At 46.2% G+C, this 26,142-nt stretch carries 23 protein-coding genes and 1 tRNA gene; 14 read left to right on the forward strand and 10 right to left on the reverse strand.

Annotated elements, in window-relative coordinates; all coding sequences use genetic code 11:
* Positions 1-314: 314 nt before the first annotated feature.
* The gene (locus tag VIS94_16060) at positions 315-2,537 is read left to right on the forward strand and encodes a helix-turn-helix transcriptional regulator (GenBank protein HEY9162592.1); all 2,223 of its coding nucleotides are present in this window, start codon (positions 315-317) and stop codon (positions 2,535-2,537) included.
* Between the two features lie 57 nt (positions 2,538-2,594).
* Here VIS94_16060 and VIS94_16065 read toward each other — a convergent pair whose 3' ends face one another.
* From VIS94_16065 to VIS94_16110, 10 genes are all read right to left on the reverse strand, one after another.
* Positions 2,595-3,959 (reverse strand): MFS transporter, encoded by a 1,365-nt coding sequence (locus VIS94_16065; protein ID HEY9162593.1) that lies wholly within the window; start codon positions 3,957-3,959, stop codon positions 2,595-2,597.
* Positions 3,960-3,985: 26 nt separating this feature from the next.
* Positions 3,986-4,396: a 23S rRNA (pseudouridine(1915)-N(3))-methyltransferase RlmH gene (locus VIS94_16070; protein ID HEY9162594.1), complete on the reverse strand. Its 411-nt coding sequence runs from the start codon at positions 4,394-4,396 to the stop codon at positions 3,986-3,988.
* A complete protein-coding gene (gene rsfS, locus VIS94_16075; GenBank protein HEY9162595.1) occupies positions 4,397-4,717 on the reverse strand; it encodes a ribosome silencing factor in 321 nt (106 codons plus the stop codon).
* On the reverse strand, positions 4,714-5,343 hold the full coding sequence (nadD, locus tag VIS94_16080) for a nicotinate-nucleotide adenylyltransferase (GenBank protein HEY9162596.1): 630 nt from the start codon (positions 5,341-5,343) through the stop codon (positions 4,714-4,716). The genes rsfS and nadD overlap by 4 nt, the downstream gene beginning before the upstream one ends.
* Positions 5,344-6,597 carry a glutamate-5-semialdehyde dehydrogenase gene (locus VIS94_16085; protein ID HEY9162597.1) on the reverse strand — a complete coding sequence of 418 codons (1,254 nt, stop codon included), beginning with the start codon at positions 6,595-6,597 and terminating at the stop codon, positions 5,344-5,346.
* The gene (gene proB / locus VIS94_16090) at positions 6,597-7,736 is read right to left on the reverse strand and encodes a glutamate 5-kinase (GenBank protein ID HEY9162598.1); all 1,140 of its coding nucleotides are present in this window, start codon (positions 7,734-7,736) and stop codon (positions 6,597-6,599) included. The genes VIS94_16085 and proB overlap by 1 nt, the downstream gene beginning before the upstream one ends.
* Positions 7,708-8,730 carry a GTPase ObgE gene (obgE, locus tag VIS94_16095; GenBank protein ID HEY9162599.1) on the reverse strand — a complete coding sequence of 341 codons (1,023 nt, stop codon included), beginning with the start codon at positions 8,728-8,730 and terminating at the stop codon, positions 7,708-7,710. The genes proB and obgE overlap by 29 nt, the downstream gene beginning before the upstream one ends.
* Positions 8,731-8,740: 10 nt before the next feature.
* Positions 8,741-8,998 (reverse strand): 50S ribosomal protein L27, encoded by a 258-nt coding sequence (gene rpmA / locus VIS94_16100; GenBank protein ID HEY9162600.1) that lies wholly within the window; start codon positions 8,996-8,998, stop codon positions 8,741-8,743.
* Between the two features lie 3 nt (positions 8,999-9,001).
* Complete coding sequence (gene rplU, locus VIS94_16105) at positions 9,002-9,316, reverse strand: 50S ribosomal protein L21 (protein HEY9162601.1); 315 nt, start codon at positions 9,314-9,316, stop codon at positions 9,002-9,004.
* Positions 9,317-9,454: 138 nt separating this feature from the next.
* Positions 9,455-10,591: a hypothetical protein gene (locus VIS94_16110; GenBank protein ID HEY9162602.1), complete on the reverse strand. Its 1,137-nt coding sequence runs from the start codon at positions 10,589-10,591 to the stop codon at positions 9,455-9,457.
* 170 nt (positions 10,592-10,761) lie between these two features.
* On the opposite strand from VIS94_16110, the gene VIS94_16115 reads away from it, so the two are divergent.
* From VIS94_16115 to VIS94_16175, 13 genes are all read left to right on the forward strand, one after another.
* Positions 10,762-13,056, forward strand: a complete 2,295-nt coding sequence (locus VIS94_16115; GenBank protein ID HEY9162603.1) for a DNA internalization-related competence protein ComEC/Rec2 — start codon at positions 10,762-10,764, stop codon at positions 13,054-13,056.
* Positions 13,053-13,733 (forward strand): prepilin-type N-terminal cleavage/methylation domain-containing protein, encoded by a 681-nt coding sequence (locus VIS94_16120; protein HEY9162604.1) that lies wholly within the window; start codon positions 13,053-13,055, stop codon positions 13,731-13,733. Before VIS94_16115 ends, VIS94_16120 begins: the two co-directional genes overlap by 4 nt.
* A 26-nt stretch (positions 13,734-13,759) precedes the next feature.
* Positions 13,760-14,212 carry a prepilin-type N-terminal cleavage/methylation domain-containing protein gene (locus tag VIS94_16125; protein ID HEY9162605.1) on the forward strand — a complete coding sequence of 151 codons (453 nt, stop codon included), beginning with the start codon at positions 13,760-13,762 and terminating at the stop codon, positions 14,210-14,212.
* A 15-nt stretch (positions 14,213-14,227) separates the two neighbouring features.
* Positions 14,228-14,671, forward strand: coding sequence for a PilX N-terminal domain-containing pilus assembly protein (locus VIS94_16130; protein ID HEY9162606.1), 444 nt, complete (start codon positions 14,228-14,230; stop codon positions 14,669-14,671).
* Between the two features lie 34 nt (positions 14,672-14,705).
* Positions 14,706-18,119 carry a hypothetical protein gene (locus VIS94_16135; protein HEY9162607.1) on the forward strand — a complete coding sequence of 1,138 codons (3,414 nt, stop codon included), beginning with the start codon at positions 14,706-14,708 and terminating at the stop codon, positions 18,117-18,119.
* A 14-nt stretch (positions 18,120-18,133) separates the two neighbouring features.
* Positions 18,134-18,556 (forward strand): hypothetical protein, encoded by a 423-nt coding sequence (locus VIS94_16140; GenBank protein ID HEY9162608.1) that lies wholly within the window; start codon positions 18,134-18,136, stop codon positions 18,554-18,556.
* Between the two features lie 97 nt (positions 18,557-18,653).
* Positions 18,654-19,427, forward strand: a complete 774-nt coding sequence (locus VIS94_16145) for an ElyC/SanA/YdcF family protein (GenBank protein ID HEY9162609.1) — start codon at positions 18,654-18,656, stop codon at positions 19,425-19,427.
* Between the two features lie 51 nt (positions 19,428-19,478).
* Positions 19,479-21,605, forward strand: coding sequence for an acetate--CoA ligase family protein (locus VIS94_16150; GenBank protein HEY9162610.1), 2,127 nt, complete (start codon positions 19,479-19,481; stop codon positions 21,603-21,605).
* 8 nt (positions 21,606-21,613) lie between these two features.
* A complete protein-coding gene (locus tag VIS94_16155) occupies positions 21,614-22,009 on the forward strand; it encodes a hypothetical protein (protein ID HEY9162611.1) in 396 nt (131 codons plus the stop codon).
* Positions 22,010-22,100: 91 nt separating this feature from the next.
* Positions 22,101-22,721 (forward strand): MBL fold metallo-hydrolase, encoded by a 621-nt coding sequence (locus VIS94_16160; GenBank protein HEY9162612.1) that lies wholly within the window; start codon positions 22,101-22,103, stop codon positions 22,719-22,721.
* A gap of 3 nt (positions 22,722-22,724) precedes the next feature.
* Positions 22,725-24,671 carry an ATP-binding protein gene (locus VIS94_16165; GenBank protein ID HEY9162613.1) on the forward strand — a complete coding sequence of 649 codons (1,947 nt, stop codon included), beginning with the start codon at positions 22,725-22,727 and terminating at the stop codon, positions 24,669-24,671.
* A 77-nt stretch (positions 24,672-24,748) separates the two neighbouring features.
* Positions 24,749-25,948 (forward strand): penicillin-binding transpeptidase domain-containing protein, encoded by a 1,200-nt coding sequence (locus tag VIS94_16170; protein HEY9162614.1) that lies wholly within the window; start codon positions 24,749-24,751, stop codon positions 25,946-25,948.
* A 76-nt stretch (positions 25,949-26,024) separates the two neighbouring features.
* Positions 26,025-26,101: transfer RNA gene (locus VIS94_16175), tRNA-Pro, on the forward strand.
* Positions 26,102-26,142 lie beyond the last annotated feature (41 nt).

Consider the following 26,142-nt stretch of genomic DNA (forward strand, 5'->3'; position numbering starts at 1 on the left):
AAAAAGCACGCTGAAACCATGTTTTAAGAGCGAAATCATAATGAATAGGGTGGAATTTTCCCGAAAAGTTATGGGAGGGGCATAAAAATCAAATTCGGATTATCGTTTAGTATACCATATTTTAATTGCATACAGGGGTGTAAAAACGTTGCACTGCCTGCTCTTCTTGTGAATTGAAAAATGCTAATACAGGTATGATTCAATAATAACTATTGACAGTGCTGAATAATGTCTGAATATACTCAGCCATTAATTATTACTGTTTTAATTTGAATGCAATCATATGACTTAAGAGAGGGAGGGGCCATCCAGTGATGGCTGAAGAGCAAAAAAATATACTGGCAAATACGATCCTGAAGTTGAACAGCAAACTGATCAATGCCTATGACATTGAGAGCTTGCAGAAACTTATGGAGGCGCCACTTCGTGAGGTTGTTCCCTTTGACCGGTCCTGTTTTCTGGTAAATGGAAACTGTAACTCGTCTGTGGCTCTGATAACCGGTGATTCACTTTCCGCTTCTCAAGGCAAAGTCAAGACAATGATAATTGACGAAGATATAAATGTATCCTGTCATTTAAAAGAAATGAACTCTGAAATCATTCTCAGCCAGAATGAATCAGGTCTTGGACAAGAAGGGAATGAAAATATTCTGGAACTTGTAAAGTTCAAGACTGGTTCCCCCTTTTCAATTAACCTGGCTCTTGCAGAAGTACAGGGTTTATGTGTGTCTATCTATCTGTTCCGGCGTGAAAAACCATTTACTTCGAATGAAGCTGAGATATTAAAACAGTTTGAATTGATTTTGACGAATTGTGCACAAAGCCTTCTCATGGCAAGAATGTCAGTCTCAAAAGGGATGCTTCTGTCAGGATCGAAAGACAGTCATAATTACGTATATTTGTTGCTAGATAAAAATCTTGAAATAGCCATTCTGCCGGAATCGACTCATAAATTTTTTATTGACCATTTTAATGGTCCTTTCATAGGATCGTTGCCCGAACCGCTGAGAAAATGGCTGGATAGCTGCTTGAAGAGGAATGCTTCATGCGAAGATAGAGGCGGCGAGAGAAGTACGGTATTTGTTTCAGATAATGGTAATATCAACTGTACGCTCTATGCGTTTGAGGATTCACTTGGTACTCCAAGATTTCTAACAACCTTTGAGCGTGAGAGGAAAAGAGATGACTTCACATCTCTGGACGGCATCGGGCTCAGCCCCAGAGAGACTCAAATTCTTGCCGGTCTGTTTGCCGGCAAATCAAATATACAGATAGGAAAAGATCTGAATATCAAAGAGATAACCGTAAGAAAGCATTTGGAAAACATCGGAATGAAACTGAATGCTTCAGGCAGGACAGAGGTTCTTGCGAAGGCAATCGAGGCCAGGGATTATGTACCTGATCTTATATATGATCCGTCTTCTACCCGGCATTCGCCATTATTTACCAGGATGCCTTTGTTATTATCCGAGCTGGATTCATGTCCTGAAGTGATAATCGAACTCAATCAAAGGCTCAATGAACTCAGGAATTTTGAAGAGGTTCCGGTAATCCTCAAAAGTGTTCTTGAAAAGCAAATGCCTTTTGATTGGGCCGCTGTCTACTGTATGACATCTGCAAATGAGATTGAAAATATTTATGTAACTCCGGGTCTTCCCTTTGACTGGGTAAAACTCTATCCTGTCATAAGAAATCTTATCAGCTGGATACCTGCTGTAAGAAAAGGGAAGGTAGGGGATATATTTCTTGCACAGGATCTCATCAATCCTGAGAACAGGGAGGACCTTTTCACAAAGACAATTATGGAAGCAGCTACCGGTACATACTTTTCTCTTATTATGCCTGTTGCTGAAACAAGAGAACATAAAGTCTTTCTGGGGCTATATCGAAAAGATAACAAATCTCCCTATTCTGAGGATGATGTTGCAATCATGGAATTGTTGTCTCCGGTCATAATTTCATGGGCGCATTCGGTAATCAGATTTCACGAAAGTGCGCTTAATTATATGGGAAACCATATTGTACTGGAAAAAAAGAATGTCCAAGCTGTGTTGTTTGACGAGTATCTGAAGGGAATCGTATGGACAAAGGGTGCACAGGAACTGATTGAATCACAGATTGGTTCATCATGGAAAAATATTTTGATAACACAGTTAAGAAAACTGTCTAAATATAAAGGACCCGAGTTGAAGGAAAAAACTAATAATAGAAAGGTATGGACTGAATACTTTATCCTGGATGGCTGTAATCTGGAATGTTTCGCTTATATGCTTGACGGGCACATTCTTGTAAAATTCAAACAGCAAATATCCGAACCTTTTTCCATACTTAAGAAATATGATCTAACTGAAATGGAAACACAGATACTGTCATACCTGCATCTTGGGTATACTGACCGTCAAATAGCATCAGCCTTGAATGTCTGCGAGATGACGGTGAAAAAACATATGTCATATATAGGGGAAAGGTTTGGAGTATCCGGAAGGGTTGCTATTCTCCGCCATGCGGAAATGCTCAGACGTTCACCAAGCATGTGATGAACTGCAACTTCCATTTTAGATGATCTATTCTGTCGTTAGAGAAAATCTCTTTTATCAGGGCTGGAACGCTCTTCGCCTTTCGAGTTCGGCAACGATCTCCTGATATTTCTTATGGCTTATCGGATAAAGGGCTATGAAAATCATCCCGAGACCCGTGAAAAGTACGGGCATTATGCAGAAGATCAGGCGTATACCCAGGAGTGTTTCAGATGACTGTTCCGCAAGTTTAGGCACATAATGAACCAGGGTCAGTACCTCTCCCGCCATAAGTCCTGCAAGTGCCCCGCTCAGTTTGGGGCCGAAGCTCTGCATTCCGTAGAAGACGCCCTCGTTGCGCTTGCCTGTCATGAATTCGTTGTATTCGATCGTATCCGGCATCATAGCCCATGGATTGACAAATTCGGTTGAGAGCCCCATGCCCGCCAGTGCGGCCAGCAGATAAAGAAGCAATAGATTTTCCGGCCTGATGAAGAATATGCAGATCATGGCGATCGAGAAAAGGCCTATGCCCATGAAGTATGACCACTTCTTGCCCAGGTGTTTGCTGATGAGAGCCCAGAACGGTATGCAGACAAGGGCCGTGCCGAACATTGTCAGGAATATTGTGCTGAGGAGCTCCTTTTTTTTCATGTAATATTCCATGTAATAGATAAGGGTAGAGCTTATAAGTACAATCGCAAGCTCCACCATGATGTACGCCATCAGTACCATCACGAAAGGTCTGTTCTTGAACGAATTGAGATACAGTCTGAACATGGGCGTATCGTCGTGCTTTACGGCATAATCATTTTTCTCCCTTACACCCCAGAACACGATGAGCGTCAGGATGATGAAAAGAATTCCGTATCCCGCGGCTGTAAGGCTGTATCCGATCCTCTCGTTCGGGAAAAGCTTTATCAGCTCGCTCGTCAGTCCTGCGGCAATGAACATTCCTATGATGGCCCCGGTCATCCTGTAGGCGGTGAGATTGGTGCGTTCGTCATAATCCTGTGTCATGTCGGGCGTGAGCGCGGAATAGGGTATGTTCACAAGAGAAAAACAGACATAAAATATCAGATAGCTGAATGTGGCATGGACGAACAGAAGCCACTGATTGTGAATAGGCAGGTAGGTAAATAAAAGGAAAAAGAAAAGGCCGCAGCCGAACGAACCGAACAGCAGGTAAGGTCGGCGTCTGCCCCAGCGGGTCTTTGTCCGGTCTGAAAAATATCCTATCAGAGGGTCGGAGAATGCATCCACGCAGCGCACCATCATCAATGATATTCCTGCAAGAGAGGCCTTAAGAAAAGTTATGTCTGTAAGAAAATACAGATAGTACAATGCTACCGACTGACATACTATGTTTGCGCCCAGATCTCCCATGGCATATGAAACCTTCGTCTTTACTGGAAGTTTATTGACCGCCTGGATATCGTTCATAATCCTCTCTCCTTAATGGGGGGCTTTCACTTGTGGTATTTTTCGCCCCTTATAATCGTAAATGCCCGGTAGACCTGCTCAAGAAGCATCACACGTATGAGTTGATGGTTGAAGGTCATGTTTGAAAAGCTGAGCAGCAGGCCGGCGTCTTTTTCAAAAGCCTTTTCATGACCTTCTGGTGCGCCGGTGTAAAAGAACAGATGCTTGGTCGAACTGTTAAGGTTGTTACTGATAAATTCTGCGAAGGTCTCTGATGACATCATTTGTCCCGAAGGTGAGAGGACAATGTGGATTCCCTCGCGGGTCTGCTTCCTTATTGATTTCGCCTCGATGATTTCTGCAGGGACATATCTCTGAATTCTCTTCATATAATCATCTACAAGTTCACTGACAGGGCCTTTAAATGTCTTTCCTGCAAAATTAAAGACGATCTTCAATCAGGAAAGCCTTTTGGCGTTGAGCCACATGCCTTCAATGTCGTAATACCTCCTCATATCATCCTGGAAGATGTGAACAATAACATCGAAGTAGTCCATGAGAATCCAGCGGCCTTCATCAGCACCTTCCGTGCTGAACGGTCTGCCGGCGTTCTCCCTCAGATATTCACATATGGCCCTGACCTGCCTGTCGGAAGAACCGGTTGCAATTATTATAAAATCGGTCATTGACGAGAGCTTCCTGACATCGAGCACAACGATATCTCTTGCCTTTGTCTCTTCAAGCTTTTCCTTGATCTGGGACCACAGAGCCCTATTCACATGTACATCCTTTCTTCACGGATATATTTTTCTACAGCCGGGGGGATAAATTCGGCCACAGGCTTTCCGGCCTTTATACGCTCTCTTATGATGCTTGATGATATATCATTTGGTGGAACATCTATGAATATAATATCTTTTCCTGAAGAACTCTGATAGCCTTCAGGTGTTTTCCTGAATGTATTCGCGAATGCACCCATGATTTCTGCAAGCTCGTGTTTCCTGGAACCCGGTCTTGACATCACTATAAAATGGGCCACGCTGAAAAGCCTTCTGGCGTCAAACCAGCTCATTATGTCATTGAATGCGTCCTGACCGAGAATGAAATACGGGACCGTTTTGTAAAGAGATGAGAAATGCTCGATTGTTTTAATCGAATATGATGTGCTTTTGGCATCGACCTCGAATGATGAGACATCCAGACGGGGATTTCCCGAGATTGCAAGCCTTACAGCCTCGAGCCGTTTTTCCGAAGGGGTTGCCTCAGCCAGTTCCTTGTGAGGCGGGATGTGTGACGGGACGAATATTACTTTTTCAAGAAAAGCCGCTTTTCTGACATTTTCCGCGGCCTTCAGATGGCCATAATGGATAGGATTGAAGGTGCCGCCGAAGATGCCTATTCTCATCTACTGTCTTATATGTCCGTCGCCGAAACAGACGAACTTTTCAATGGTAAGCCCTTCGATACCCATAGGGCCATAGGCATGAATCTTTGACGTGCTTATACCGACCTCTGCACCGAGCCCGAACTGCCCCCCGTCCGAAAAACGGGTGCTGGCATTGACCAGCACGGTTGAAGAATCCACTTCCTTTAAAAATCGCATGGCCTTTGTATAATTTTCCGTAATGATGGCCTCGGTATGGTTTGAACCGTATTTCTCTATGTGGTCTATAGCTTCATCGAGTGAATCCACAACCTTGACAGAGAGTATCAGATCCACATATTCCTCATACCAGTCCGCTTCTGTGGCATCTTTTCTGACTGACGGCACGAGGGCCTTTGTTTTCGGACAGCCGCGTATTTCGACACCAGCCTGTTCAAACATTGCGATCATTCCCGGAAGAAATTTTTCTGCAATGTCTTGATTGACAAGAAGGGTCTCCATCGCATTGCATACCCCGGGACGCTGTACCTTGGCGTTGAAACAGACCTTAAAGGCCTTGTCCATATCGGCTTCCTTGTCCACGTATATGTGGCATACGCCCTTGTAATGCTTGAGAACCGGTATCCGCGAGTTTTCGGCAACAGCCCTTATCAGACCTTCACCGCCCCGCGGAATGACCAGGTCGATATATTCTTCAAGCTTGAGCATTTCATTTATCGCCGCCCTGTCTGTGAGAGGGATGAATCCGATTGCATCCGGGTTGATGGATGTACCTTCAAGGGTATCTTTCAGGACCTTGACGATTGCCATGTTTGAGTTGAATGCCTCGGAGCCGCCCCTTAAAACACATGCATTACCTGACTTAAGGCAAAGGCCCGCGGCATCAGCCGTTACATTTGGCCTGCTTTCGTATATCATGGCGACAACACCCAGAGGTATTCTCATCCTTCCTACCATCAGACCGTTAGGTCTTGTGACCATGTTTGTGATCGAACCTATAGGGTCGGGCAGATCGGCGATTTCAGTAAGTGCTGCGGCCATACCTTCGAGCACTTTGTCCGTGAGCGTCAGTCTGTCTATCATTGCCGTGCTGAGCCCGTTTGCATCTGCTTTCCTGACATCAATTGCATTTTTCTCTTTCAACATGGCGGAATTTTTCATGATGGCATCGGCCATCTTCTTAAGAACATCCGCCTTCTCGCTGCTGCCCAGGGTTGCGAGATGTCTTGAGGCCTCTTTAGCCCTTTTTGCAATTCCTATTATATCCTCAACCATTATTGGATTGCCCCTTTCAGTTTAAGATTGTTTCGGTGCACGACCTCTTCGTTGCAGTCTTTTTCAAGGATAGACTGTATGTCGCGGCTGTTGGCCCCCTTGATTATTTCGATCTCATGCGATGTAAAATTTGTGAGGCCTATTGCGATAATATTGCCTGTTTTATCCACTATTTCAACCGGGTCGCCGTTTTTGAAATTTCCTGTAACACCGGTTATGCCGACGGGCAGAAGGCTCTTCCCGTGCTCCTTGAGCATTTTTACCGCACCCTTGTCGATGATTATTCTGCCCTTCGGCCTCGAGATAAAACTGAGCCAGTGTTCCTTGACTTTCATTTTCTTCGTGTTCGGTACTATAAGGGTGCCAGTATCATCACCTTTGAGAATTCTTTCAAGAACATGAGGTTCTGCAGCGCATGCGATAACAGCTGGTACGCCAAGAAGCGAGGCCTGGTGCGCAGCAGTCAGTTTTGACTGCATGCCGCCTCTTCCGAGTTTTCCGGGTTGCGTGCTGGTTGTTTTTATATCCTTGATGTTGATGTCTTTTATTTCTGGAATTCTTTTCGCATCAGGGCATGTGCGGGGGTCATCCGCATAGACGCCGTCGGTATCGGTCAGCATTATCAGGAGATCAGCCTCTACCAGCGGTATGAGCATTGCGGAGAGCATGTCATTATCGGTAAACTGGATTTCTTCGACGCTTACAGTGTCGTTTTCGTTAATAATGGGAATCGCACCAAGTTCGAAGATTGCATGGAATGTATTCCTTATGTTGATATAGCGGTGCCTGTCGTCTATGTCGTCCCTGGTAATCAGAATTTGAGCAGAAATGTGACCGTAGCGGACGAATGCATCATTATAAGCACCGATCAGGCTTCCCTGGCCGATTGCCGCAAGGGCCTGCTTTCTTGACAGCGCACTCGAGGTTTCGAAATCTCTTGCTATTGCCCTTCCTGATGCTACGGCGCCTGACGACACCACTGCGAATTCATGACCGTTGTCTTTCAACATTGAGATCTCGTCGCACAACCTTTCGATCATGCGGTAGTTGAGTCCTGTTGGTGTGCTTATCGAGCTTGAGCCGATCTTGACGATAACTCGCCTTGATTTTTTAATCCTGCTCCTGTTCGTCTCTTTCATTTATGTTGAGTCTCCTGATTATGGCGTCGAGAACCTTGTCCAGCCCCTGTTTGGTGGCTGTTGAAGCCATAAAGCATGCATACCCCTTGTTCTTGATTGCTTCAAGGACTTCTTTCGCCCTTTTTTCAGCCTCGGGCAGGTCGCATTTGTTCAGAACGACAATCTTTCCTTTATCTGCGAGACTTTTTGAATACAGCACGAGTTCATTTTCAAGAGTTTTCAATTCATCGAGCGGCATTCTCCCTGTTTCAGGGGACATGTCCAGAATATAAACAATAATGCGCGTCCTTTCCACATGTCTTAAGAACCGGTGCCCCAGCCCTGTTCCTTTGTGGGCCCCTTCGATTATTCCCGGGATATCTGCGAGAATGAAGTCTCTTTCCTTCCATTTAACGAGTCCCAGGTTGGGGACAAGGGTTGTAAAAGGATAATCCGCTATCTTTGGGCGCGCATTCGATACCTTGGAAATAAATGTAGATTTGCCGGCATTCGGGAAACCGACCAGGCCAACGTCCGCCATAAGCTTGAGAATAAGTTGCAGAGTCTTCTCCTGACCCGGCCATCCGTCTTCACAGCGTCTTGGCGCCTGATTGGTCGATGTCGCAAACCTGGCGTTGCCCCTGCCTCCGTCGCCGCCTCTGGCAACAACTATAGTCTGCCCGTCTTCGGTAAGATCGGCAATGATGGTATCTTCGGCAATATCCTTGATTATGGTTCCGACAGGCACTTTGATAATGCAGTTGTTGCCGGCCCTGCCGGACATGTTCTTTCCTAGGCCGTGCCCGCCGCGCTGGGCTTTGTAATGAGGGTGATAGCGCTGGTCAAGAAGGGTATGAACGCTTTTATCGGCAATGATGATTACATCGCCGCCCCTGCCGCCGTCTCCGCCGTTGGGGCCTCCCTTTGGGATGAACTTTTCTCTTCGGAAGGAACAGCAGCCGTTGCCGCCGTCCCCTGATTTTACAAAGATATTGGACTCATCGATAAAGTCCATTTATCTGGAATTAAGCAGCGGCAATGACCTGGACTACTTTTTTCTTTGAGGCTAGTGTATGGAACTTCACAACACCTTCGGTAAGAGCAAAAAGAGTGTAATCTCTTCCGCATCCGACATTGGGGCCCGGATGGATTTTTGTGCCGTGCTGGCGGACTATTATGCTGCCAGCCTTGCAGGGCTGTCCGTCAAAAACCTTGACGCCAAGCCTTTTGCCTGCCGTATCTCTGCCGTTTCTAGAGGTTCCTCCGGATTTCTTGTGTGCCATGACTTATGCCCCCTTTGTAATCCCGGTAATGCTGACCTCGGTGAGGTCCTGTCTGTGTCCCTGCTTCTTATGATAACCTTTGCGACGTTTCATTTTGAAGATAACCACTTTCGGTCCTCTCATCTGTCTTATGACCGTTGCCTTTACCGATGCGCCTTCGATTACAGGTTTGCCGAGGATGAATTCTTCACCGCCGATGAAAAGCACTTCGTCGAATGTTATCTCATCGCCCTTGAGCCCTGCGAGTTTTTCGACCTTGAGTTTATCGCCTTCCTCAACCTTGTACTGTTTTCCGCCTGTTCTTATTACTGCGTACATACTTCACCCCGTGTGTTCTTTTAAAAGGTTTTTGAGCTATTAGTTAAAGAAGCTTCACTTGTCAAGGGATATTGTGACGGCTTGCATCACAATATTACCGTTTAACCAGCTGCGGGAAACGGCCCCTTTTGTACCGTGCTAACCGGTCACCTTCTCTGATACGACGCTGAAAGCGGGAAGTAAAGGATGCAGTCCTGTATCACCATAATTGTCGAGTTCATATGCAGGACCGAGGTCAAGCGAACCCGTATGGAATGTAACGCCCGCCGGTGCGGCTGAATTATCAGTGAAATTGAAGGTGTCTTTGACGTCTACATTGACTGTAATATTGTATTTACCGCCCGAGATTGTGAAGGGTTCAATCACGGCGTTGAGTCCGCCAGCTGTTGTACCGCTTTCAATGATAATCGGGTTTGAGCTGTCGTTATAATTATCGGAATTGCCCCAGAACCCTGGATCATTAAAGAGGTCTGTAATACTCTCCGGTCCTGTTCCGCCTGAAGGATGTGTATTTTCAGTTACGGAAATGAAGAAATTGCTGTGGCTTTCGTCAATCTCACGTCTGAGCCAGAACCATTCATCCTCATGACCTTGAATGTTAAGATTCGCTACGAAATCACGCTTCCAGTATTTGTCGTGTGCGTTGAAATACAGACGGAAATTGCAGTCCAATTCATCCGTAATTTCTTCTGGATTGAAAAATTCAGGATCGATTCCAAATAAATTTGCAAGGTCTGATTCCATACATATCGAAGGCAGATGGAAATAAACGGGAAACTGCATTTCGATATAAAGGAACTGTATTTTATAGCCTGTATAGGTCCCTTCCGGGAGAGTTGCATTATTGAGAAGCTGTTCGGTGAGAGTTCCTGATGAAAAATCTACAATCAGAGGATTTTCTTCAGTATAAACCGAACTGTCCTTATCAGGGTTCATAAGATTTATCCCTGTATTGTCATCTTTGATCAGCCAGAAGTTTACAAGGGCTATCTTATATACCAAAGGAGATATGCCGGACGTTGAAAAGCCCCCGTCTTCCGCTAGGCTACCGGAAATTGCCTCTTCTGATAAAGACTGGAGGTTTGATATTGTCATTATGAGATTTACTGTTCCCGGGCCGCCCTGTGTTCCGCCCCCGCCTGTGTCGATAATGCCGCCGCCACCTCCACCGCCTCCACATCCTGTTATCAGGATTATTGCACAGGCAAAGACGGCAGCAACCGTGAATGATTTAATGCAGCTATGGCGAATCGATGTTTTTGCCGGTTTTGTCATGATATCCCCCCTGTTCCCTGTATATCAGTTTTATCGGCATTCTCTTGAAATACAAAAGTATCCGGCTGGACGGACATTCGGGTTAGGTGCATATCTTATGTAAAATTGGTGAGCTTGCTTTAATCAAACAGTTATTTATTCTTAATCTTATGCTTTTGAGAGATTCGGGGATGAAACATCCTCTTGTATGTATTTTTGCCGGAACTGCTTTTGGAATATGTGTTCTTATGCAGGATGTCCAGGCCGCATCTTTTTTGTTTTTGATTCTTTTCCTGCTTTTTTCAATGAAAAGACTGCCGCATATCCTGGCCGGAATTCTGATAGGGGCCCTGGCCTTTTTGTTTTCTGCAAACCCTTCCTGTTACGAGGGAGAACACATAATTTCAGGCAGAATAATTTCATCAGGATTTGAATACGGTACGCTCAGGATCGAATTAAAAAACGTTCGCATCGACGGAAAAGAAGTACGGGGCAGGGCAAGAATTGGAGTTTATGAAAATGCTGATCTGCCTTCAAGCGACTACATCTGTGCTCCGGCCAGGTTGTCATTACCGTCAGGCCCGGACAATTTCGGCCAGATTGACACAAGACATTCCCTTCTGGCCGAAGGCATTACCATAACCGGTTATGTCAATGATTTCAAAAATATCCGGTTTTCTGGCAAAAAGATTTCAAATTTTAAATTTGCAGAAATGCTGGATGCTGTCGGAAGCAATGAGGCAGCGGTACTTAAAGCAATACTGACCGGTGACAGGTCAGGTCTTACGCCTGAGGTTAATGATCTTTTCGCATCTCTGGGGCTATCTCATCTGATTGCAATTTCAGGACTCAATTTCGGACTGGTGATACTTTTCGGCTACCTGGTCTCGTTCAACATTGTAAGGGTTATCCCTCCTCTGGCTCAAAGAATCGATACTCCTCTGGTCTCCAAAGCATTCGGGCTTCTCTGTGCAATTTTCTATGGCATGATTGTCGAGCCTTCATTCCCGACCATAAGGGCCCTTGTCATGGCATGCATCGTAGTCGGGGCTTTCATGGCCGCACGACGGATAAATCTTATCGATGCGCTCGCTTTTTCAGGGATACTGATACTTGCGTTATGGCCTCACAGCCTTTATACAGCAGGCTTTCTGCTTTCTTTTGCCGCTGTTCTCGGAATAGTCGGCGTCACGCAGAGGCTTGCCAAAAAGGGTCCGGTTATACAGATAATCGCCCTGCCGTTCATTGCTGCCGTCTTCACGATTCCCCTGTCAGTGTACTATTTCGGTTTTGTTTCTCCTCTGAGCGTGATCTTTAATCTTATTTTTGTTCCGTTGTTCAGCTTTATAATCATGCCGCTGTCCCTGATAGGAATGCTGGCATCATATGTGTGGACGGCTGGAGCTGGTTTCCTCTTCCGTCTGAGCATGGACGCTGTTTCCCTGATACTGATCGCAGGAGAAAGATTCGGTAGCCTTGTTCCTGTGCCGAAGCCTGATGTCCGGTACCTTTATCTCTTGTACACATTCCTTTTTATCGCGCTTTATGCAAAGCGTTCTCTGTTGAAAATCATCATTATGATTCCCGCCTGCATTACGCTCATAATAATTCCGTTTTACCTGCAGCATCAGAAAATGAACCAGCCTCTGACTTTTGACTTCATAAGCGTCGGGCATGGCGACTGCATACTCATTACAAAAGGCAGTCATTCGGTACTGATCGATGCAGGCGGATCATTTACCGGTTTTGATACAGGCAGATTCATTGTAGGTCCTAGACTTTTATCAAGAGGCATAACAAAACTTGATCTTGTCGTTGCCACGCATTCACATCCCGATCATATCGGCGGTCTGCCATTTATTCTTAAAAGATTCAAAACCGGACAGGTATGGATCAACCTTGAAGACGATCCGGATTTCACAGACGTTTTTCAGATTACAAATTTGAAACGGATACCTGTAAAGACAGTTAAGGCAGGTGACAGCCTGGTATTCTCTAATGGCATGAAAATAGAGGTATTTTATCCGATAATCCCTCTGGAAAATTCCGGACGGAAACTGGACCTTAACTTGCATTCCATTATTCTGACGGCGGGAGACGACCGTCTGAGCGGAATATTCATGGCCGACTCGGATATGTTTGGAGAGGTAAACATGGCGCATATGGAAAAGACAATCAAGGCTGATATCCTGAAAGTGGCCCATCACGGATCTAAAAGGTCGTGCCTTGAGATGTTCCTCGATGCTGTCAAACCTCAAGCGGCTGTTATCACATGCGGACGCAAGAACCGTTTCGGTCTGCCCTCGGAAGATGCCCTGTCTCGTCTGAGATCAGCTAACATAAGCATCTACAGGACCGATCTTCAGGGTGAAATCATAATATCAAAAAAATCCGGTGACATAATGATTAAGTCATTCAGGAATCGTGCCGAAAAGAATCCAATAAGGCTTAGAAACATTCTGCTCGGGGGGGCAGTTGACAGATGATTTCATTGATAAAAAAACGCAGAAATATTTGCATCAAGGCGTTTGCCTTCAATGATGAAGGTCCTGGCACCAATCCATATAAATCCGGGCTTACCCTTGTCGAACTCATGATTGTCATGATTCTTTCAATCGTGCTCGTCGGCTCCGCATTCATGGCATATCTCGCGCAGAACAAAACAAGTAAAGAGCAGCATGAGGTTGCATCGCTTCAGCAGAACATAAGGGCTGTCATGGACATGATAGACCGTGATGTCAGAAACTCAGGATGCACGGACCCCAGGTTCGCTTCGGTGTCTGCTTTCCAGGCGGAAAATTCTGGAATCAACTCACTGGGGCTGCGCATGGATATGAACCTTGACGGGGCGACAACGTCGGATGGCGAAAACGTCATATACCGCCTTAACGGTACAACCCTGGAAAGGACGAATCAAGGGGTAACAACTGCATTGCTGGAAAATGTAACCGATTTCGGGATTGTTTATTACGGAATGAATAATGTTCAAATAGTACCTTCAGGCACGCTCACGCAGTCTCAGGCAGGTAATGTCCTATCCGTACAGGTAACGCTTGGGACACAGAGCGAGAAAGTGGATACTGATACGGGAGAGAAGACAAAAAGACTGATAAGCCGGCGTATGCAAAGCCGCAATCAGGAAATAATACTAAAAGGAATGTGAATAACAGCACTTCCGGGAGGAATAACATGAAGGTGCATGGCGATCTGATTTCCGGAGAGAACAGGGAAAAGGGATTTACACTTGTTGAACTTTTAATTGCCCTTGTCATTTTTTCGGTCGGGATAGCCGGTGCAGCCAGGATGCATGTGGCGGCGATAAACGGAAATATGTACAGCATGCAGCTCACAAATGCAGTTAATGTCGCAGAGACTCAGGCTGAAAGGCTTCAGGATATTGATTTTACAACGGATCAGGTGACAGACGGCCTTCAGGGGTCAGACCTGCTTGAAACGACAAGCGGAAAAAATCAGTATACAGGCCAGGCTCAGACATTTCAGAATGTCAGCTATACGCCTTCATGGACAGTAAGCCGTGTGGAGAACAATCCGAGGCTGCTCCTGGTAAGGATGACAGTGACATGGAACGAGAAGGAAACGCCAAGGACGTACAGCATGGATTTCTATACCGGGATCAATTAAAAAGGTGATCTGCTGATGAAAGAAAAAATCAGACCTCTTGAGAATGAAGACGGCATGGTGCTTGTCATGGTGCTTCTTGTCCTTATGGTCACTGTTGTCGTGGGGATTCTTCTGGCAAGAACCAGTTTCATAGAAACGAGGATTGCCGGAAACGAGGCCCAGTATAAAAAAACCCTCTATAAGATCGAAAGTGCGGCTGAGTGGGCGATGCTGAAAAATTCCGCTGCATTTGCAGATCTGGGCACGACAATCAACGGTGTATATACTTATGACGCATCCAGTCTGCCGTCTGAGATCAACGATGTTACGATCTCTGTGAGACTCACTGCGATAAGCAAACCGCCGCTTTCATCAGGTACTGATCCGGCCAGGTTCAAGGCAAGGTATTACAGAATAAGCGCTAGCAAAAATGGACAATCGGTGCTCATCGGTGCTTACAAGGCTTTTCCTAAGACATGAAATATAAAAAACACATAAAGAAGGTGATGCTCTGATGAAAAGGATATGGGCCATAGCATTGGCGATCATGGCAATCATGATGAGTCCTTTTGCAGGATTTGCCGAGGATACCGACATGTATGGCGGCGATTCCACGTCATTGGCGCCGAATGTCCTTATCATATTCGATAATTCAGGGAGTATGGACGATTCTATTCTTGTTGGGGAGAACTACAATCCGTCCACAATATACACGTGCGCATCATGCACGTATGACAGGACCGACGTTTATTATCAGTACAGCTCGGGATGGTACTATTTTGCAGATATTGGTTCCAACGGTATTGTAGATTCGTCTGAGATAAGCTGCAGCAGTGCCAGGGACAACCTGAATACAGACGGGGAATGGGGCGGCAACATCAAATGGAGCAATCCTCATGGATGCGGGGGTTCTTCGTATTACCTGCTGAGGACCGGTAATTATCTTAACTATATGAAGGCAGTGGCACCCGTCTACAGAAAGAAGATAGACATCGCGAAGGAAAAGATCATCAGCGTTATCAAGAACACGCCTCTCAATATACGCTGGGGTCTGATGGTGTTCAATTACGATGAAGGCGGATATGTGGTATCCGCAGTCAAGGACAGGGGGCTGAACCGCTATTACAATTATCCGACATATCTTAGCATTCCGGAAGAGGACAGATCAGGTTTTACCGAAGCTGAATGGATCGCGACACAATCACTGTTCAAAACGGATCTGATAGACAAGATAAACGCACAGACCGCCTCGACATGGACGCCCCTTGCAGAAACCCTTGCCGAAGCCGGAAGGTATTTTGCCGGTGCCGCCCCTTATTATGGTAAAATTACCGCTGCGGATTCCGCGGCTTTTACATCGAGCACAAAGACACAATACTATTCCCCGATAGATTACCGTTGCCGCTCGAACAATGTCATAATCATTACAGACGGAATGCCGACCCAGGACAAAGGGGCGCTGCTTACCACCAGCACCTATTTAAACGGCAAAGCCATAGGTGACTATGACAAGGATGGCTGCGACCCGAACGGCTGTGTCTCCGGTACATATACGGATAATGGAAGCGATTACCTGGACGATGTGGCGGGATTCCTATACAAGGAAGACCTCATTCTTAGGTCGTCGGGCAGGACTGATGCTGCCGGCGTCTCATACGGAACCTACGGCACAAGCCCTGATATGGCTACTTCCAACTGGCAGCATGTAAACACCTATGCCATAGGGTTCAACGTCGATACGGAGATATTGAGGGATGCCTGTGACAACGGCCAGGGCAAGGAGAGAGACTCCGGCAACGGCATGTATTTTACCACCAATGAGGACATAGGCCTCGATTCTGCATTGAGGATAATTCTCAGCGATATAGTTGCTAAGAACTCATGCTATACGGCGCCTGTCGTACCGATAAGCAGGGCGAACAAGACCTACGCGGGTAATTCACTTTACATCGGCATTTTCTCGCCGGTCGAGGCTATACCGGGGTTCTGGAGGGGCAATCTGAAAAAGTTCGGCTTCAAGAACACGAGCGGGGAAACGAATGAGAGAGAGGTACTTCTTGACAGGTATGCGAATCCCGTTGTTATTGACGGCGACGGCCTTATTTCAAACTCCGTACTTACTGCGTGGTATCTGGAGAATCCACCTTCCGACGGCCTGCAGGTAAACTACGGCGGTGTTGGAAAGGTATTATATAATGGAAATTCTGGCCATGCCCGGACATTCAAGACCAGAAAGGCGGGCGGCGGTCTCATAGAATTCAGCAAGACAAACATATCTCCTGAAGATCTCAACTTCGCTTCAGGGGATACGGCAAAAAGAAACGATCTCGTCGACTGGGTAAGGGCCGAAGGCATTTATGCGACAAATTCCGGGAACTCCAGGAGCAGGACATGGCTCCTTGGCGATGTCCTGCATTCGAGGCCTGCTATCCTTTTCGATGATGCACACAATTCGAATGTTTTGTTCGTAGGTTCTAACGACGGATTCCTGCATTGTTTCGTAGACAATGAAGGGAATGACGGCAGCTCTATAAATCTGCAGAACGACACGATCTACGAGGCCTGGTCATTCACGCCATGGGAACTTGTTTCAAAGCTTAAGAATATTCCACCTGAAAACACCCTGCTGGAAGTTGCCGGCGACGGAATCCACGATATATATGTCGACGGTTCACCCCTGGTCTACTCGACAAACAACAAGAAATTCGTCGCCTTCGGGCTCAGAAGGGGAGGAAAATCATACTATTCGCTCAATGTGACCGATTACACAAACCCTGCATGGGGCTGGGAGGTTCCGGACTCGATCCTGGGGACGGAGACGCTTGGCGAATCCTGGTCGACGCCTTTATTTGCGACCATAAAGAAGGCCGACGGCTCTACCCAGAATGTCATATTGCTGGCCGGAGGGTATGATACGAATGAGGACCTGAGCAATCCTGGCTCGGGTTATGTAAGCGGATGCACGAACTGTGACAAAACCGGTAAGGCGATATTCGGTGTGGATGCGGAAAACGGCACTCTGGTGAATTCTGTCACATTTACCTACAGCAGCTATAATAAGCTTAACACAAGCATAATTGACCTGATTGCATATGACGACAATGACGACGGATATGATGATGTAATATATGCCGTGGCCCTGGGTGGAGATGTCTTTGCATTCAATGATCTGGACGGCGACGGCACATGGAATGCAAGATGGCTGTTCCATGCAGCGCAGGACGGTTCAACCTCAAAGAAAAGGAAGCTGTTCTATTCGCCGGGGATAGCCCAGGAATCCTGGGGCGACTGGGTGTATGTCGGTTCGGGAGACCGCGAAGACCCTCTGGATGATTCCGGCAGCAATATAGTTTCTAACAGGCTCTATGCGGTTAAAAACAAGTGGAAGATCGCACCCTGGAACACAACCTGGGTTGACGGAATTACAGACGATACATTGACCGATTCCGATACGGCGGATTTTGTCGACGTAACATCCGATATCCTCCAGAGCACGACTGCAACAGACTCGGAAAAGGCGGCCGTCCTGTCTGATCTCGAGGCAAAAACCGGCTGGTATATCACGCTGGAGAATTCGGGAGAAAAGGTCGTGTCGCCTATTATCGTATATGACAGGGTTGCATATTTCACCACATATCAACCAACATCAGGAGCCAGTTCAGATCCGTGTACCTCCTCGGCGACAGGAGTTGGAAGGGTGTATGCCGTCAACTACAAAAACGGTAATGCGGTCTACGATTCAAACAATGATGGTTCCCAGACCAAATCAGACAGGGTGGTCGTGACGGGAAAGGGTATGGCCGCCGAACCTAAGATAGTTATCACGCCTGATCAGACATATGTGGTCGTATCGATGGAAGGGATCATAAATGTAATCAAAGTGGCCGGAAACCGCGAAGTGCACCGGTATTACTGGCAGCAGCAGTAAGGGGGTGTTGACTGATGAAAAACAAGAAGATATTTGCCGCCCTTATCATTTTAGGTGCCTTTTCGCTTCCTTCCATATGTATGGCAGGGGCTCTCGCAAATGTGCTGAGGGATTGGTCACCTTCGGGCATCTACGGGAATGTGGCTTATGTGAACAGGAATATGATAATGGTTAAGGAACATAACGTAATGCTAATCGATGATGTAATAGGTCGCACCAGGTACAAGACATCTGTAATGGATATCAACGGCAACGAACTGAGCGCCACCAGTATAAAAGCCGGCGTATTCGTGGTCGTAAAAGGTTCAGGGGCTTATGATCCTGAATCCAAAAACAACGTTATCGTTGCAAAGGAAATCTATATTCTGCCGAGAGAGATGAACGAAAACGAAATAAGCAGATATCCGATACTTACAGAAATTGCCTCCCCCTGGTAGTTCGGTTGGATTATTTCTTACAAGAAAGGCGTTTCGGGTTTGACCGGAACGCTTTTTTTTAATTATATGATGTCTTATCTCTTTGTTGACGGGAGGGATGGTGTTTTATCTCAAAAAGATATTTGCTGTCGTTCTTGATCCGGTGTTCTTATCTGTTGTTGTTTTTTCTGCAGGTGTCATCATGCTTTACGCAGGCAAAAAAATGCAGCGGGCAGGCAAACTGTTCATGGTTTCAGGCCTTGTTATCCTTATGGTCTCTTCATGCGGGATAACATCGGATTGCCTTCTGTACAGTCTGGAAAAGGCCTGTCCGGTTTTCAAACCTGACAGGGAAAACACCGAGGGTGTAAAATGGATCGTAATCCTGGGTGGAGGCAAGATTGGCTGTGATGGCGTTTCGATGTCGGGCAGACTCAACCAGGACTCGATTCAAAGAATGGCCGAGGGTATATTTTTATCAAGGGCGGTTCCAAAAGCAAAGATCATAGTATCGGGAGGAATACCCGTAAACGGAATAACCAATGCAAGGGCTTATGAAATGACGGCAATCGGGCTCGGGGTGGAAAGATCAAGAATAGTACTGGAAGAAAGGCCAAGGGACACCTTTGAAGAAGCTGTCATGATCAGGAGGAAGGTTGGGAAAGACAGATTCATACTGGTTACGTCTGCATATCATATGAAGCGAGCTGCCGGCATATTCAGAAAGCAGGGAATGAAACCCATTCCTGCTCCGGCGGGCCATCTTGTTGAAAGCTGCAGTATTTTCAAGCCGGAAAACATGCTCTTCACGTCAAGAGGAATCAATAACACAACAAGGGCTGTACATGAGTATGCAGGACTGCTGTATTCGAAGATAACGGGACAGATATAAGCTCTTGTACCTGTTCGTATTTTTCTATATTTGTGAATCAAGGAGGAACAAATGTCAAATAATCCACTACATAAAATAATGTCTCCTGAATCCATCGCCATTACAGGGGCAAGCAATAATCTCTCGAAAATGGGAACGATCCAATGTCTGAATCTGTTGAACAGCGGTTTTTCCGGAGAGGTGATGCCTATACATCCCAAAGAGAAAATTGTCCTTGGACGCAGGGCATACCAGAAGATAAGCGAACTCCCGTATGTTCCTGAACTTGCAATACTCGTGGTGCCGACTAATCTTGTAGCGGAAATGCTGGAAGAGTTCGGTAAAAAAGGGGTGAAGCAAGCCGTCATCATCTCGGCAGGCTTCAGGGAAACAGGATCTATGGGCAGGCAGCTCGAAGAAAGGATAAAGGCGATAGCGGCCAGGTATTCGATGCGTTTTCTGGGGCCCAACTGTCTTGGGATAATAAATACATGGCTTCCTCTTAATATTACTGTCGTGCCTTCCGGCAACAGAAGAGGCAGTTTCAGCCTTGCATCCCAGAGCGGCACCTATGTCGCTCAGACTTTACCGTATTTAAGGAAAAGGGGTATTGCCATAAACAAGTCGATAAGCGTCGGGAACGAGGCCAATATCGACCTTGTCGACTGCCTTGAATATCTGGGTGAAGACAAGACGACAAAGGCCATAGGCATGTATATCGAGGGAATCAGAAGGCCGGAAGCCTTTATCGAAACAGCCCGCAGGGTTGCGAGGAAAAAGCCTATAGTTGCACAGTATGTAGGTGGAACCGAAGCGGGTGCCAGGTCAGGGTCGAGCCATACAGGGGCTATGGCCGGGCCCGACTATATCTACGATGCAATTTTCGAGCAGTCTGGAATCATAAGGGTGGATACGATCGAAGAAGTCTTTAAAACGGGATGGGCACTGGCTGCACAGCCCGGGTTGAAGGGAAGGAGGATAGCTATACTTACAAACTCGGGAGGTCCGGGAACCTCCATTGCAAACACCTGCAACAGCAACAAACTCGATGTGCCTGTGTTTTCAAAGGAACTTCAGCATGAAGTCGCGAAATTCATTCCCGGCCATGCAAGTCCCAGGAACCCGGTTGACTTGACATTCCATATTGATATGAGAGCGCTTACAAAGGATATACCGGAAGCGCTTTTTTCCTCGGATGAAATTGACGCGCTCATACTGCACGGCATTATGGATACAGGCTTCATGAAGGAAATTTATCCAATTTTAAAGCCGATGGTAGATATTTCAATGGATGATTTTGTAAAATCTTCAGAAATCGATCTGAGTGAGCTTGTTTCAATGCCGTTCAGGCACGGAAAGCCTCTTCTGATCTCGTCGTTTTTTGATCAGGACGACCATGCGATAAGTGTATTCAACCAGCACAGAATCCCGGTGTTCGACTCGCCTGAAAAGGCTGCAAAAGCCATGGGAGCCCTTGCAAAGTACTGGCTTGAGATAAGAAACAGGGCTCTTCCCAGATACACAGAAAAACAGATACCGGACGGTGCGAAAAAGATTATGGCATCAAAGGATGCCTTTGATGAACATACGTCAAAGCTTCTGCTCAATGCCTATGGAATACCGGTGAGCAGGGAGGGGGTTGCGAAGGATATTGATGAGGCGCTTATCCTGGCTGAGAGCATCGGTTATCCTGTTGCGCTTAAGGCATGTTCGGCTGACATTCAGCACAAGACGGAAAGGGGGCTTGTATATCTTGGTATTAATGACAAGGCTTCACTCAAGGAAGCTTTCATGTCGATAAACAAAAAGGAAAAGGGTGTTCCGGTACTTGTAGCCGAGATGCTGAAAGGCGGTCGGGAATTCATGGCAGGCATCATAAAGCATCCGGGATTTCCCCCCTGCGTTGTTTTCGGTCTTGGCGGCATATATACGGAGGCGTTAAGGGATATCTCCGTAAGGCTCGCCCCTTTGAGCCGTGATTGTGCAATATCCATGATTGAGGGTATTTCCGCGGCGGCACTGCTGGGTGAATACAGGGGCGCCAAAGAGGCGGATAAGAATAAAATCGCGGATATACTTGTCAATCTCGGCAGGATTGCAGCAGATTTCCCGGACATAAAAGAGCTTGATATCAATCCTTTGATAATCGATGACAAAGGCATTCCGAAAGCCGCGGATGCGCTTATAATAAAAGAATAGGAGGACATATGTGCGAATTCACGATTGAAGAACTTATTGAAAGATATCCTGAAAAAAACAGGCTTCCATGTGCAGTTGCCCATATGATAGCTGTTCTTGCCGAGAGATCTTCTTCAGAGGTAGGAAAGGTCGCGGATGACATGAATGTCGAACTGACATACTGCCAGCTGGGCCTTTTCGGTTACGGAAGAAAAAGAAAATCATATTACAAGAACCTTGGAAGGCCTGTGGAAATCGAGAAAAAAATTCTTGATGAGATAAAAGCGGAAAGCTCTGATGGGGTGATAAAATGTCCTCAATTATGGCGGATTGCCGATGCCTCTGGAATAAACAGGGCGGAAGCGGGAAATGCGGCGGATGCGCTGGGATTGAAGATTCTGGGATGCCAGCTTGGGGTTTTCTGAATTATCATCAAAGCTTCACAAACCTGCCATGAAATGCTAATGTTTTATTTGTTATCACTGCTCTTTCAGCGGGTCAGTAAAGGAGGATGTGATGCCATTAACAATAACATGGTTAGGCCATGCAAGCGTGTCTGTTTCGAATGCGAATCTTAATATATACATAGATCCCTGGAGATTAAGCACAGGTCTTCCGTCTGCGGACATGGTTCTTGTTACCCACGAACATCATGATCATTACAGTGAACAAGATATCAAAATGATTTCGAGACCGGATACCAGGGTTGTCGCCCCTATGAAAACGCCGCTTATAACCGATGTCGTGAAACCGGGAGAGAAGGTTTTGATTGACGGCATTGAAATTTCAGCTGTCCCTGCTTACAACATTGGCAAAGGTTTTCATCCAAGAAGCAATGACTGGGCAGGATTCATAGTGAATATCGACGGCAGAAAAATATACCATTCGGGTGACAGCGACAGAATACCTGAAATGAAAGGCATCAAGGCCGATATAGCGATCATGTCTTCCGGGGGCACGTACACGATGACGGCGGCGGAAGCGGCATCAGCCGTTCTTGATGTAGGGGCAAAAATTGCCATACCAATACACTGGGGTGATATCGTTGGTTCTCTGGATGATGCACTTGAGTTCAAAAGACTTGCAGGATGCGATGTCCGTCTGCTCAAGAAAAATGAATCTTTGAGCCTAGATTAGTAAATGGACGATACAATTATCAGCCTGAGCAGGGTCTTTGATTATGCCCCGTTCGGCGTATGCGCCTTTGATTCCGATGGAAGGATCGTATTTGCAAATTCAAAGTTCAATTCGGATGTATCAAAAGCCGGTGAAGACCTTGTAGGTACGATTATTTTTGACAGGCTGCCCAGACTCAGGCTTGATTACGAACTTTTTCGTAAAGTCAGAGATCTTATTGATAAAAAAATACCTTTCACGACAGTAATCGAAACATTCAGTTCCCCGTTGTTCAGCGAAACGGGCTTATTCCATATTACCGGATATTCGATCGAGCCTTATCATATAATGACGAATCAGCTTGCGGGGAGCGACCTGGGGCAGGACAAAAGGTTCAGAAATCTTATACTGGATGCTCCGGATGTCATTCTGCTGCTCAACAAAGGTATAATCAGTTTCTGCAACAAGGCATTCACCGATGTGCTGGGTATTCCCATGGCTGAAGCAATAGGAAAAGATTTTTCAGTGTTTTTGAATCTTGGCGAGGGGAATACTCTGTCTGAGATTAATCACAACAAAGCGCCTGCTTTTTCTGTGCAGTTCTCAATTGATACTCCCTCAGGCAGAAAAACACTGGACGGACGATTCCATTCTGTTGACGATAGCCAGGGTTTGTCTCTGGCAGTTCTGAGGGACGTGACTGAGAAGGTTGCGCTTGAGCAGAGGATTATAAGACAGAATGAAGATTTGTCGGCAATCAACTCGATATCCGAGACCCTGAGTTCATCCATAAACATGCATGATGTGATCAGCAGGGTTCTTGAAAAAGTGCTGGAAATCATGAACATCGAAACAGGCCTGATTTTTCTTCTCGATGAAAGGACAAACACCCTGAGATGCGTTCACTCCTATGGGCTTCCGGACTATATCGTAGAGTCTCTTAAAGAATTAAAATTCGGCGAAGGCATTGCGGGTAGGGTCGCGGCAACCGGGGAACCGATTATCATCAGCAACGCTTCGGAGGATATAAGAATAACATCAGTTGCATTCAGGCGATACGGGATTAAAACGTTTGCCTCTATTCCGATAAGATCGAGAACCAGACTTCTGGGGGTGATGAATATCGGCGCATACGGCAAACGCGATATCACGGCTGATGACAGGCAGCTTCTCCTGAGTGTGGGTTTGCATATGGGTGCGGTGCTTGAGAATATTATCCTCTTCAACGAGGTTGAAAAAGCGACGGAAGACCTGAAAAACGCCATGATGACTATCGAACACAGGAATGAGGACCTGAAAAGGATTGTTTACACGGTTTCCCATGATCTCAAGAATCCGATAATCGCCATAAACGGATTTGCCGCCAGACTTATGAAAACCATGTCCGATAAGTTAAGTGAGAAAGAAAGGATATATCTTAATGCGATAAAAGAAAGCGGCCAGCACATGGAATGTTTTGTAAATGACCTGCTGAACTATTCAGTTGCCGAGAATTACAGACTTGAAGAAGAACGGCTTGATGTCGGAGACGTTATCGAGCGCATAATTATCGAGCTTGAACCACAGATTGAAGCAAAATCAGGGAAAGTGGTAATTGATAATGACATGCCTGTAATAACAACCGACCGGGCAAGACTCATACAGGTATTTTCAAACCTTATTTCAAACGCGATCAAATATTCCCATCCGGACCGTCAGCCTTTGATAAATATCGGATACAGGCCTAAAGCCGAGATGCATATATTTTATGTCAAGGATAACGGCATAGGCATACCGTCGGAGTACCTGGAAAATGTGTTCGACATGTTCTTCAGGACTTATGAAGATCTGGCAACAGGAACAGGACTCGGACTGTCAATTGTCAAGAAGGCGGTGAACGATATGAAAGGTGATATATGGATTGAATCGGAGAAAAATAAGGGGTCTGTATTTTATTTTTCCCTTCCTGAAAAAAACATCCCATCAAGCTGAATTTATTATTAATTTATGAATTTATTATAAGCCGGGGCAGGTTGACAAAAAGGGGTGTTTATGAGATATGCCGCTTAGTGATTCCAAACAAATATACATTCACTTCATTAAGGAAAAAAAAGCGCAGAAGATACCTGACGTATCTCTTTTTAATGATTGTCACTCTGTTTATTTTTACTATCGTATTTGCCGGGAAAAAAGAGGAGGCGGATGTTGCAGTCAAAGATATTGAACATAAGCTTCTGGGAAAAGATATCTTCAAGCACATAACCGAAACAGATATAAAAAAATATGACCTGACAATTGACTGGGATCTTCAGAGCTATGTTTCCGAGACAGCAAAAAAATATAAAATCGGTTTCGGTGCAGTCGTGGTAATGGATGCGGATGACGGCGATATTATTTCGATGTGGGGCAAGGACAGGTCCGGTGAAGACTGCAGCATACCTTTGAACTCATACCTTGCTGCAAGCATATTCAAGATAGTGACCGCGTCCGCTGCAATTGAACAGGGCATGACACCCGAGAGTACCGTATCATACAGCGGGAATCCGTGGACTATCTACAAAGGGCAGCTTAAGGACAGTACCGACAAGTGGACCCAGTACATTACATTCGCCCATGCGTTTGCGCAGTCGAACAACGTGGTATTTGCAAAGCTGGGCATGTCTCTGGGAGAAGAGCCATTGTTCCTCAATGCCATGAGGTACGGCTTCTGGAAACCTCCCATGAGGGAATGCTGGTCCGCACCCAGTACGGTTATGATTCCCGAAACCGAGTATGATCTGGGCGAGCTGGCATGCGGGCTCAACCATACAACCCGGATGTCTCCAGTCCACGCGGCGCAGATAGTGACCCCCGCACTCAATAAGGGCCTCATGGTCTCACCGAGAATAGTCAGGTCGATGCCTGTTGAAAAAGCGCCTGCAATTGATGAGCAGATTGCCGATGATATCTATTCCATGATGGGTGGTACGATCAAATCCGGGACATTTTCCAGAAGGTTCAGAATGTGCACTACCGATAGAATCCTGAAAGAGGTTACAATAGGCGCAAAGAGCGGGAGCATAGACAGCAAAAACCCTGATGGCAGGCTTACATGGTTTGTAGGTTATGCCGATCATCCGACTAAAGGCAAGATTACAATAGTAAGCCTTCTTTTAAGAGATCCGTATTACTGGATAAAGGCCGATGAATTCGCCAGAATGATAATCAGACAATATTATGACCGTCCGTCTCAGATCGCATCAGCGCCTGCGGTCCGGTCGGTGAATTAACCGGGTCTTTCTGCCGTATGATTTACCTTGCAATGCTTGACACCCCATGATTCACATGTTAGCAGATTTTACGGTTCGGGACGTGGCGCAGTCCGGTAGCGCACCTGAATGGGGTTCAGGGGGTCGAAGGTTCAAATCCTTTCGTCCCGACCAGAATATTCTCTTAACAACTGATCCGGGGTTGTAACTTGTGA

Source organism: Desulfomonilia bacterium (genome assembly GCA_036567785.1).
Taxonomy (GTDB): Bacteria; Desulfobacterota; Desulfomonilia; order UBA1062; family UBA1062; genus DATCTV01.

Excerpts from the sequence above, each read along its gene's own strand:
- VIS94_16060 (HEY9162592.1), top strand. The coding sequence starts at position 315 with ATGGCTGAAGAGCAAAAAAATATACTGGCAAATACGATCCTGAAGTTG.
- VIS94_16065 (HEY9162593.1), bottom strand. The coding sequence starts at position 3,959 with ATGAACGATATCCAGGCGGTCAATAAACTTCCAGTAAAGACGAAGGTT.
- nadD (HEY9162596.1), bottom strand. The coding sequence starts at position 5,343 with ATGAGAATAGGCATCTTCGGCGGCACCTTCAATCCTATCCATTATGGC.
- VIS94_16085 (HEY9162597.1), bottom strand. The coding sequence starts at position 6,597 with ATGGTTGAGGATATAATAGGAATTGCAAAAAGGGCTAAAGAGGCCTCA.
- proB (HEY9162598.1), bottom strand. The coding sequence starts at position 7,736 with ATGAAAGAGACGAACAGGAGCAGGATTAAAAAATCAAGGCGAGTTATC.
- obgE (HEY9162599.1), bottom strand. The coding sequence starts at position 8,730 with ATGGACTTTATCGATGAGTCCAATATCTTTGTAAAATCAGGGGACGGC.
- rpmA (HEY9162600.1), bottom strand. The coding sequence starts at position 8,998 with ATGGCACACAAGAAATCCGGAGGAACCTCTAGAAACGGCAGAGATACG.
- rplU (HEY9162601.1), bottom strand. The coding sequence starts at position 9,316 with ATGTACGCAGTAATAAGAACAGGCGGAAAACAGTACAAGGTTGAGGAA.
- VIS94_16110 (HEY9162602.1), bottom strand. The coding sequence starts at position 10,591 with ATGACAAAACCGGCAAAAACATCGATTCGCCATAGCTGCATTAAATCA.
- VIS94_16115 (HEY9162603.1), top strand. The coding sequence starts at position 10,762 with ATGAAACATCCTCTTGTATGTATTTTTGCCGGAACTGCTTTTGGAATA.
- VIS94_16120 (HEY9162604.1), top strand. The coding sequence starts at position 13,053 with ATGATTTCATTGATAAAAAAACGCAGAAATATTTGCATCAAGGCGTTT.
- VIS94_16125 (HEY9162605.1), top strand. The coding sequence starts at position 13,760 with ATGAAGGTGCATGGCGATCTGATTTCCGGAGAGAACAGGGAAAAGGGA.
- VIS94_16130 (HEY9162606.1), top strand. The coding sequence starts at position 14,228 with ATGAAAGAAAAAATCAGACCTCTTGAGAATGAAGACGGCATGGTGCTT.
- VIS94_16135 (HEY9162607.1), top strand. The coding sequence starts at position 14,706 with ATGAAAAGGATATGGGCCATAGCATTGGCGATCATGGCAATCATGATG.
- VIS94_16140 (HEY9162608.1), top strand. The coding sequence starts at position 18,134 with ATGAAAAACAAGAAGATATTTGCCGCCCTTATCATTTTAGGTGCCTTT.
- VIS94_16145 (HEY9162609.1), top strand. The coding sequence starts at position 18,654 with ATGGTGTTTTATCTCAAAAAGATATTTGCTGTCGTTCTTGATCCGGTG.
- VIS94_16150 (HEY9162610.1), top strand. The coding sequence starts at position 19,479 with ATGTCAAATAATCCACTACATAAAATAATGTCTCCTGAATCCATCGCC.
- VIS94_16155 (HEY9162611.1), top strand. The coding sequence starts at position 21,614 with ATGTGCGAATTCACGATTGAAGAACTTATTGAAAGATATCCTGAAAAA.
- VIS94_16160 (HEY9162612.1), top strand. The coding sequence starts at position 22,101 with ATGCCATTAACAATAACATGGTTAGGCCATGCAAGCGTGTCTGTTTCG.
- VIS94_16165 (HEY9162613.1), top strand. The coding sequence starts at position 22,725 with ATGGACGATACAATTATCAGCCTGAGCAGGGTCTTTGATTATGCCCCG.